This window comes from Halorientalis persicus, from assembly GCF_900110215.1.
GTDB classification, from domain to species: domain Archaea; phylum Halobacteriota; class Halobacteria; order Halobacteriales; family Haloarculaceae; genus Halorientalis; species Halorientalis persica.
On the sequence record NZ_FOCX01000036.1, the window covers coordinates 21,504 to 30,202 of the forward strand.

Sequence of the window (8,699 nt, forward strand, 5' to 3'; positions counted from 1 at the left end):
GGGCCCCTGCATCGAGCCGATGGGTGCCGCCAGCGTCGACCGGTATCGGACGGCCCTCCGCGACCTCGGACTGATCGGTGCCGTCCCAGCCCTGCTCGTCTGGATCCACGTCGTGTTTCCGCCGGCGATCCGCACGCGCATGGCCTTTCACCACGAGTCCGTCGATCCAGTCTCGCTGTACACCAGCGCCTTTGTCCACCTGGATCTGATGCACCTGCTGGGCAACGTCGCGGGGTTCGTCGCCGCGGCGCTGGTCGCCTACGGACTCTGCGTGCAGGTCGGCCATCGCCGGTGGTTCCGCGTCACCTATGCCGGCTACCTGCTCGTCTTGCCGGTGGCAGTGAGTCTGACCAGCTACGCCGTCATCGGCCTGCTCTATCCCGGCATCGAACCGGTGAGCCGCGGCTTTTCCGGCGTCGGTGCGGCCTTCGCCGGCTTCGTCTTCGTCGCCCTGCTTTCGGCGCTGAACCGACTCTACGACTACCGCGTGGCGGGCTACACCGGACTCGCGATCTGGCTCTTGCTCCTGTTCGAGGTGTACCTCATCTACGTCGGTGACGTGACACTCCCCGTCGGCGGCCTCTTCGCCGTCGGTTGGGGTGCCTGTCTGGTGGGAATCCATCGGGGGACGACCCGGAAGACGATGTTCTCCCGCCCCCGCTCGCGGCTCGAACTGGTCCAGCTCGCCCAGACCGTCCTGGTCGTCGTCTTGCTGGTAAGCTTCGTCTCGGTCCTGTTCCCGCCCGATATCGTCGAGGGCGGGGCGGTCACGAACGTCTTCGCCCACGCCGCCGGCTTCCTCTACGGGATCGGCGGTGCAGCAGTGACCGGCAGGTACGTACGCGACTGATCGGCGAAAGAGTTATGTGTGTCACTCCCTAACATGATAGTAGAACCCCGATTCGCTGGGGGTTCTCGACGGGAACGACCGTCGTAACCGCTCGGGAATTGGCATCGGCGAACGATCAGGACTCCCGGCAGACGGCTGGCCAGCCGACGCGCGTTCCGGGATCCGTTTTTCTGGTACCCCTACCCTGATACGGCGACCCAGCACTTCGGCCCAACACTTTTGAGACGGTTGGCCCCAGGTACGGTGATGTCCGACAGTGACCTGAGTTTCTGGGGCTGGGGCTACGCCGAGAAGTTCCCGGGCGAGGCCGAGCGCGACGAACTCGCGACTCGGATGGAGACCATGCTCGGCTTCCCCGAGCGCCCTCGTCTGGACCCGCCCGCCCTCTCGGACGTGGAGATCCCCGAGTCGTCGGTGACGGTTCCGGATCACCTCACGGAAGTTTGCTCGACCGCCACCGAAGACCGGATTCGCCACACCTACGGCAGTGGCTACCGCGACCTCGTCCGCGGGTTCCACGGCGACTTCTCGTCCGCCCCGGACGTGGTGGCCGAACCCACAGGGGAAGACGAGATCCGCGCGATTCTGGACTGGGCGACCGACGAGCGGATCGCGGTCGTCCCCTACGGCGGCGGGACGAGCGTCGTCGCCGGCGTCGAGTGCGATCCCGACGGCGACGGGTCCGGCTACGCCGGCGTGCTCTCGCTGGACCTCCGGGAGCTGGATCAGGTACTGGAAGTCGACGAGCACTCTCGCACGGCGAAGATTCAGGCTGGCGCGACCGGGCCACAGATCAACGACCAGCTCCGCGAACACGGTCTCCAGCTCAGGCACTATCCCCAGTCCTACGAGTTCTCGACGCTCGGGGGCTGGATCGCCACCCGCGCCGGCGGCCACTTCGCCACCGTCTACACCCACATCGACGACTTCGTCGAGAACGTGCGGATGCTGACCCCCTCGGGCGAGTTCGAGTCGCGCCGATTACCCGCGTCGGGTGCCGGTCCCGACCCCGACCGACTGGTACTGGGGTCTGAGGGTGCGCTGGGCGTCATCACCGAGGGCTGGCTCCGCGTCCAGCCACGCCCGCCCTATCGCGCTCGGGCGACCGTCCGCTTCTCGGACTTCGGCGCGGCGGTCGACGCGACCCGCGAGATCGTGCAGGCGCGGCTCTACCCCGCGAACTGCCGCCTGCTGGATAGCAGAGAGGCCATGATGAACGAGGTCGCGATGGACGGCAGTCACGTCCTCGTGCTGGGCTTCGAGTCGACCGACCACCCCGTCGACGACGACCTCGCCCGCGCCCTCGAAATCGCCGAGGACCACGGGGGAACGGTCTCGGGCGATCCGAGCTACGAGGGACCGCACCGCGAGGACGACGCGACGGCGGGCGGCGACGAGGCCAGCGGCGGCGACCGCGACGACGAGGAAGGCGACTGGCGGTCGGCCTTCTTCGAGGCACCCTACAAATTCAACGCGCTGGTGAGCCTGGGCGTCATCGTCGACACGTTCGAGACGGCCGTCACGTGGGACCAGTTCGACCGGCTGCACGAGGAGATTACCGAACAGGTGACCGCGACGATGGAGGACGAGTGCGGTGCGGGCTTTCTCTCCTGTCGGTTCACTCACGTCTACCCCGACGGGCCAGCGCCGTACTACACCCTGCTGGCCCCGGCCGACGTGGGCCGGGAACTCGAACAGTGGCGCGAGATCAAGGCGACGGCCTCCGATGTCATCGAGGAGTACGGTGGGACCATCACCCACCACCACGCCGTCGGCCGGACGCATCGGGAGTGGTACGAGACGGAGTCGCCCGACGAGTTCCGCGACGCGCTCCACGCGGCCAAAGACCGCCTCGACCCCGCTGGGATCATGAACCCCGGCGCGTTGCTCGACGAGCGATGAGCGCGCTGACCGCGGTCGTCCAGATCGGGACCGCCCCGCCACTGGGCGGCGGCGTCGAACCGGCCGTCGTCGCCCACCTCTACGAGGGCGGCATCCCCCGGTTTCTCGCCTACGAGGTGACCAGCGGAGACGGCGACGACAGTTCGAACACCGGGAACGGGGGTAACGGTCCCGACCTCCGGCGGATTCCCGGCGCGTACGCACCGCCCATCGAGGCCGACACGGCCTATCCGCTGACAGACCTCCTGCTGGGGACATACCGCGAGGGGTCGGTGATCACCCAGCGGCTGGACACGCTCTCACGGAAGGCCGAGGCCAACTACGGCCGGACTTTCAGGGAGATGGTCTTTGCCAGCGACGTGGAGTGGGGCTCTGCCGGCTACGGACGGCTGTTCGAGGCGCGCAGTCAGCTGGAGGCCCACCCCGTCGAGGCGGTCGTCGCCGTGGGGTTTCTCCCCGGTGTGAGCGACGAGGTGCGACTGGCCATCGAGGACAACCGCGACCGACTCGACGGCGCGACGCCGCGATTGACGGCCGGGCCGGAGAATCGGTGACTCCGGCGGTCCACCCTTCCACACGGCGAGAGACTTAGGTGGAACCGGGTCGAAGCCGGCGGCATGGACGGGCGGCTGCCGGGTGTCGACGACGGCTCGCCGGAGCAGGTGATCTGCCACGTCGACATGGATTGCTTCTACGCGGCCTGTGAGCGTCTTCGCGAGCCCGCCCTCGAAGGGGAACCCCTCGTGGTCGGGATGGGCTACGAGTCCGGGGAGACCCACGGCGCGGTCGCCACGGCGAGCTACGAGGCCCGCGAGTTCGGCGTCGAGAGCGCCATGGCCATCTCGCAGGCCCTGGACCTGCTCCCCAGGAAGGTCGACGCCGTCGACGACCCGGAGATCGACCCCGAGGTGGCGGGCTTCTACCGCACGGTCGATCTGGACTACTACGAATCCGTCGCCAGCGAAGTCAAGGAGATCCTACACGACACCGCCGACACGGTCCGGGAGGTCAGCATCGACGAGGCCTATCTCGACGTGACCGGGACCGTCGACTGGGAATCGGCGCGAGAGTTCGGGCAGGAACTCAAAGACCGGATCGAAGACGAGGTGGGCGTCGTCGCCAGCGTCGGGGTCGCGCCGACGATGAGCGCGGCCAAGATCGCCAGCGACCACGACAAACCCGACGGGCTCGTGGTCGTCGAACCCGGCGACGTTCGCGACTTCCTCGCGGCGCTGGACGTGGCGGAAGTCCACAACGTCGGTCCCGTCACAGCCCGCGAACTCCGGTCGATGGGCGTCGAGACCGCTGGTGACCTCGCCGACACCGATCCGGAGCGACTCGAAGACCGCTTTGGCGAGCGCGGCCGCGAAATCTGGTCGTACGCCCGCGGCGAGGACGACAGGCCCGTGGAACCCGTCGGGAAGCCAAAGAGCCTCTCCCGGGAGTCGGCCTTTACCGAGGCGACCGACGACGGCGAACACAAGCGCGAACGCGTCCGGGCGCTGGCCGGCGACGTGGCCGAACGCGCGAGCAGCAAGGACGCTCTTTATCGGACCATCGGGATCAAGGTCGTCACGCCGCCGTTCGACGTGCACACCCGCGCCAAGTCACTTCCGGGCCCCGTCGAGGACGCCGATCTAGTCGAAGAGGTTGCCCTCGATCTCCTGACGGAGTTTCGCGACGACGAGGTGCGGAAGGTCGGGGTCCGCGTCTCGAATCTGGACTTTTCGGACGCCCAGCAGGCGAGCCTGGACGGATTCGAGGGTGCGTCGGCCGGTGACGCAGGGGCCGGTCGCCGGGAGAACCACTCGCTGGGCGAGTTCGAGGACGGGCGGACAGAGCGCGAGGACACCGGCGAGGAGACGCTGGGATCGCGGGGCCAGACGTCGCTGGGCGAGTTCGAGTAACACTCTCAGGTACCGGTCGTCCTACGGGGGACCCCAGCATTTAGGCGATTGAAGCTATTCATACGGACAATGAGAGATCTGTCCGACGAGGAAGTCGACGAGATACTCGTTCGGAACGGGATCGGCGTCCTCGCGATGGTCGACGGGAACCGGCCGTACGCGATCCCCATCTCGTTTGGCTACGATGCGGAGCGAATGATATTCCCAATGCAGTGGGGTGGCGGATCGAACAGTCGGAAGACATCGGCCATCGAATCGAATCCGAACGTCTGCCTCACGGTGTACGAGCAGAACAGCGATCACGAAGCGGTCTGGCGGAGCGTCGTCATCACCGGCGAAATCTACGAGATCGAGGACAAAGAGCAAGCGTTCGCGACGCTAGCCGCGAACGCCGAGTTCCCGCCTGATTTCGGGGTGTGGGGCGTCCCGTTCGACGAGGTCAATTTCAGACTGTTCGGCCTGGAGAGGGCCGACTGCTCGGGCCGTGAATTCGCCACGGAGTACGGCAAACGGGACATCTGAGTGTGTCTGGCGACGCGTTCGACAGTTCTGTCGGTGCGACGAACTCGCGACGAAGTCCACGCATTGATTACCGGCCCCCGCCAGCGTCGACACATGGACCCGGAGGACGTACGCCAGGACTGGGTCGACCGGTCCGAAAAGTACTCGCCCACCTACTACGCCGAGATCGGCCCGAACGAGGTGAGCGAGACGCTCGCCGACGTACTCTCACACTACTGCACCGACGACGCCAAAATCCTCGAAGTCGGCTGTGGCTGTGGTCGCCACCTCGAACACCTCCGCCGGAACGGTTTCGAGAACCTCGCCGGCGTCGACATCAACGAGGACGCCTTCGACGTGATGGCCGATCACTACCCGCGACTGGCCGAGACGGGGACGTTCCACACCGGCGCGCTCGAAGATCTGCTTCCCGAGTTCGAGGACGGGGCGTTCGACGCGATTTACACCGTCGAGACGCTGCAACACGTCCACCCGGAGGACGTGTGGGTATTCGACGAGTTCCAGCGGCTCACCACGGATCTGCTCGTGACTGCCGAGAACGAGGGCAACAGCCCGAACCGCGGTCGCGGCGAGACCGACGTGAGCTACGTCGACGACGAGTTCCCGCTGTACCACCGCGACTGGAAGGCGGTCTTCTCGGACAGGGGGTTCGCCCAACTGATCCGCGAACCCACTGAACGGGACACGATTCGCGTGTTCCGGGTCCTCTGATCGCCCGCCGAACCGCATCGCACTCGCCTCAGTCCAGCCCGCTCTCTAAGTTCTCCAGCAGTTTCCCGACGAACAGCCCCATCCGCGGCGAGAGGTCGGTCTCGTCGCCCGTCTCGGCCTCGCTGTCTCCCTCCCCAACTGTCGAGGGGGTTAGCTCCGACGGATGGGTGCGGAGCATCTCCACGAACGACTCGCCATGGGTGAGCGCTTCGGTCATGTCTACCACGTCGACGATCATACCCTCGTCGGAGGTGTCGAGGTCGTCGTAGTACTCTTTCTCCCAGTCGGAGTACTCGATGGTCCAGGCGTGGCCGCCCACGGCGTCGACGATCCGGTCGAGCGCGCCGACCTCTACCCGCCCGTCGTCGGTCTCGACGTAGACGGTCTCGTCCTCGACGGTGGTCTCGTGACGGCGCATTGTGAACGGTTTCGGTATGTGCCTTCTTCACACCCCTCGCTAATATGGGTTCGGCCCGTATCGCCGGTGCAACTCGCGTCTGACGGCTGGCTGACGGAGGATTATGTCGTCTCGGTGTGAGTACCCGACAAGCGATGGGAGACGAGAAAGAGACCATTACTGTCGCCGAGTTGAGCGACGGCCCGCCGACTGGCACCACGCCCGAGCAGTCGGTCGATCTGCCGGTCGTCGAAATCCTGACCGGCCGCGGGTTCGTCACCGGCAAGAGTGGCAGCGGGAAGTCCAACACGGCCAGCGTCATCGCCGAGAACCTGCTCGACGCCGGCTTTGGCATCCTCATCGTCGACATCGACGGAGAGTACTACGGGCTCAAAGAGGAGTACGAGATCCTCCACGTCGGGGCCGACGATGAGTGTGACATTCAGGTGACGACCGAACACGCCGGCAAGATCGCCTCGCTGGCGCTGGAACAGAACGTCCCCATCATCCTCGACGTGTCCTCGTTCCTCGACGAGGACGAGGCCGAGACCCTCCTCACGGAGGTCTCGAAACAGCTGTTCGCCAAGGAGAAGAAGCTGAAACAACCCTTCTTGATGCTCGTCGAGGAGGTTCACGAGTGGATCCCCGAGAAGGGAGGGATGACCGAAGCGGGGAAGATGCTGATCAAGGTCGCCAAACGCGGCCGGAAACACGGCCTCGGGATGGTCGGGATCAGCCAGCGGCCGGCCGACGTGAAGAAAGACTTCATCACGCAGTGTGACTGGCTGGTCTGGCACCGTCTGACCTGGAACAACGACACCAAGGTCGTGAGCCGGATTCTGGGCAGCGAGTACGCCGAGGCCGTCGAGGACTTGGACGACGGCGAGGCGTTCATGATGAACGACTGGACCGAGCGCGTCCAGCGCGTCCAGTTCCACCGCAAGCAGACCTTCGACGCCGGGGCGACCCCCGGACTGGACGACGTGGATCGGCCCGACCTCAAATCGGTCAGCTCGGATCTCGTCTCCGAGCTGGAGGAGATCAGCGAGGAGAAACAGCGCACCGAGGACCGCATTCAGGAACTCCGCGAGGAACTGAACGAGAAGAACTCCCGGATCGCCGAACTGGAAAAGGAGTTACAGGACGCCCGGGATATGTCACGGATGGCCGACCAGTTCGTCGACGCCCTGTTGGACACCGTGAAGGGCGTCAACCCCGGCCGAACGGAACAAGAGCGGATGCGCGAGCAACGGCAACTGGCGACCGACGACCCGTCGGTGGACGATACAACAGAGAGAGCCGCCGGTGAGGCCAGCGCCGAGGAAGCGGCGGCTGACGCGGCCGGCGATGATGACGCCGATCTCCAGCCGATGCCCGATTTCGGTGCGACAGACGCGGACGGCGGGGATGGCGCGGCAACCGACGGCGACGGTACGGCGACGGCCGACGGTGGTGCGACAGCAGCACCTGGCGACGGTCCCGACGCCGAGTCGGACCCGGCGACGGCCCCTACGTCGTTGTTCGAGGGGCCACCCGGCGAGGACGCCAGTGGGGACGAGGCCGTCAGCCGGAACGGTGAGGGCGACGACGCCGACGACGGCGACGTGGCGGCAGCGATGGCAGCGGTCGGTGGCGGGAACGCGACGATCGACGACGAGTCGGGCGAAGCGGTCTCCATCGGCACCGAGCCCTGGCCCGGCGAGATACCGCCCGAAGGCGAGGAACTCGTCGAACAGTTGCGCACGGCCATCGACGCGATGCCGCCCAAGACCTGCGGAATGTTGCGGTACTACCGCAAGGAAGGGCCCGCCAAACCCCTCGACGCCCACTTCGCCGGCGGCGGCGACGGCGACCGAACCAGCGCGTACGCCCACAACCGCACCCTCCGGACGCACGGCTACATCGAACACGTCGGCCGGGGCTACTACGACTACCGGCTGTCCGACCTCGTCGAAGAGGAGTACCCTGGAGAACCCGACGCCGACGCACGTGATGCGCTGAAGTCTGCCATCGAGGAAGCGTTCGTGAAGTGATAACCCAGAAATAGAATATCGATATCGGTTGCGGTAAACGGCGGTGTTCAGATAAGGATGAAGAGTGAGGCGATGTGTTTTCTGAGTGCCTATGCCCGAAAACACACGCCTCGGCGGAAGTATCGACCAGATCGACTTAGAGTTTGTTGAACGCGAGGCGACACCGCGACTGCTGATGAAGCTCGGTATTCAGTTGCATCTTGCTGGACTCTCTCTTTCGAATACCGTTTCGGTTCTTGATATATTCGGTGTCGAGCGAGCGCGATCCACCGTGCATAATTGGGTTCACAAGGCAGATCTACAGCCCGAAGCTGGATGCAGTCCGGATCACGTTGCGGTTGACGAGACCGTGATCCGACTCAACGACGAGCAATACT

8 protein-coding genes and 1 pseudogene are annotated in these 8,699 nt (G+C 65.7%); 8 read left to right on the plus strand and 1 reads right to left on the minus strand.

All coding sequences use genetic code 11. From position 1 onward, the window contains the following. Positions 1-19: 19 nt before the first annotated feature. The 6 genes from BMX17_RS21615 to BMX17_RS21640 all read left to right on the plus strand — a co-directional run bounded on the left by BMX17_RS21615 (position 20) and on the right by BMX17_RS21640 (position 5,892). On the plus strand, positions 20-850 hold the full coding sequence (locus tag BMX17_RS21615) for a rhomboid family intramembrane serine protease (protein ID WP_092664006.1): 831 nt from the start codon (positions 20-22) through the stop codon (positions 848-850). Positions 851-1,096: 246 nt separating this feature from the next. Next, positions 1,097-2,752, plus strand: coding sequence for an FAD-binding oxidoreductase (locus BMX17_RS21620; RefSeq protein ID WP_092664008.1), 1,656 nt, complete (start codon positions 1,097-1,099; stop codon positions 2,750-2,752). Further along, the gene (locus BMX17_RS21625; protein ID WP_092664010.1) at positions 2,749-3,306 is read left to right on the plus strand and encodes a hypothetical protein; all 558 of its coding nucleotides are present in this window, start codon (positions 2,749-2,751) and stop codon (positions 3,304-3,306) included. Before BMX17_RS21620 ends, BMX17_RS21625 begins: the two co-directional genes overlap by 4 nt. Before the next feature lie 63 nt (positions 3,307-3,369). Then, a complete protein-coding gene (dinB, locus tag BMX17_RS21630) occupies positions 3,370-4,659 on the plus strand; it encodes a DNA polymerase IV (RefSeq protein ID WP_092664013.1) in 1,290 nt (429 codons plus the stop codon). Between the two features lie 69 nt (positions 4,660-4,728). Continuing rightward, positions 4,729-5,181, plus strand: coding sequence for a pyridoxamine 5'-phosphate oxidase family protein (locus BMX17_RS21635; protein WP_092664015.1), 453 nt, complete (start codon positions 4,729-4,731; stop codon positions 5,179-5,181). A gap of 93 nt (positions 5,182-5,274) precedes the next feature. Continuing rightward, complete coding sequence (locus BMX17_RS21640; RefSeq protein ID WP_092664017.1) at positions 5,275-5,892, plus strand: class I SAM-dependent methyltransferase; 618 nt, start codon at positions 5,275-5,277, stop codon at positions 5,890-5,892. Positions 5,893-5,920: 28 nt separating this feature from the next. Here BMX17_RS21640 and BMX17_RS21645 read toward each other — a convergent pair whose 3' ends face one another. Next, complete coding sequence (locus tag BMX17_RS21645; protein ID WP_092664019.1) at positions 5,921-6,310, minus strand: hypothetical protein; 390 nt, start codon at positions 6,308-6,310, stop codon at positions 5,921-5,923. A 134-nt stretch (positions 6,311-6,444) separates the two neighbouring features. On the opposite strand from BMX17_RS21645, the gene BMX17_RS21650 reads away from it, so the two are divergent. Together BMX17_RS21650 and BMX17_RS21655 are read left to right on the plus strand one after the other, a co-directional pair. Beyond that, on the plus strand, positions 6,445-8,322 hold the full coding sequence (locus tag BMX17_RS21650; RefSeq protein WP_092664021.1) for a helicase HerA domain-containing protein: 1,878 nt from the start codon (positions 6,445-6,447) through the stop codon (positions 8,320-8,322). Between the two features lie 91 nt (positions 8,323-8,413). Continuing rightward, positions 8,414-8,699, plus strand: a pseudogene (locus BMX17_RS21655) (IS6 family transposase); the annotation flags it as partial.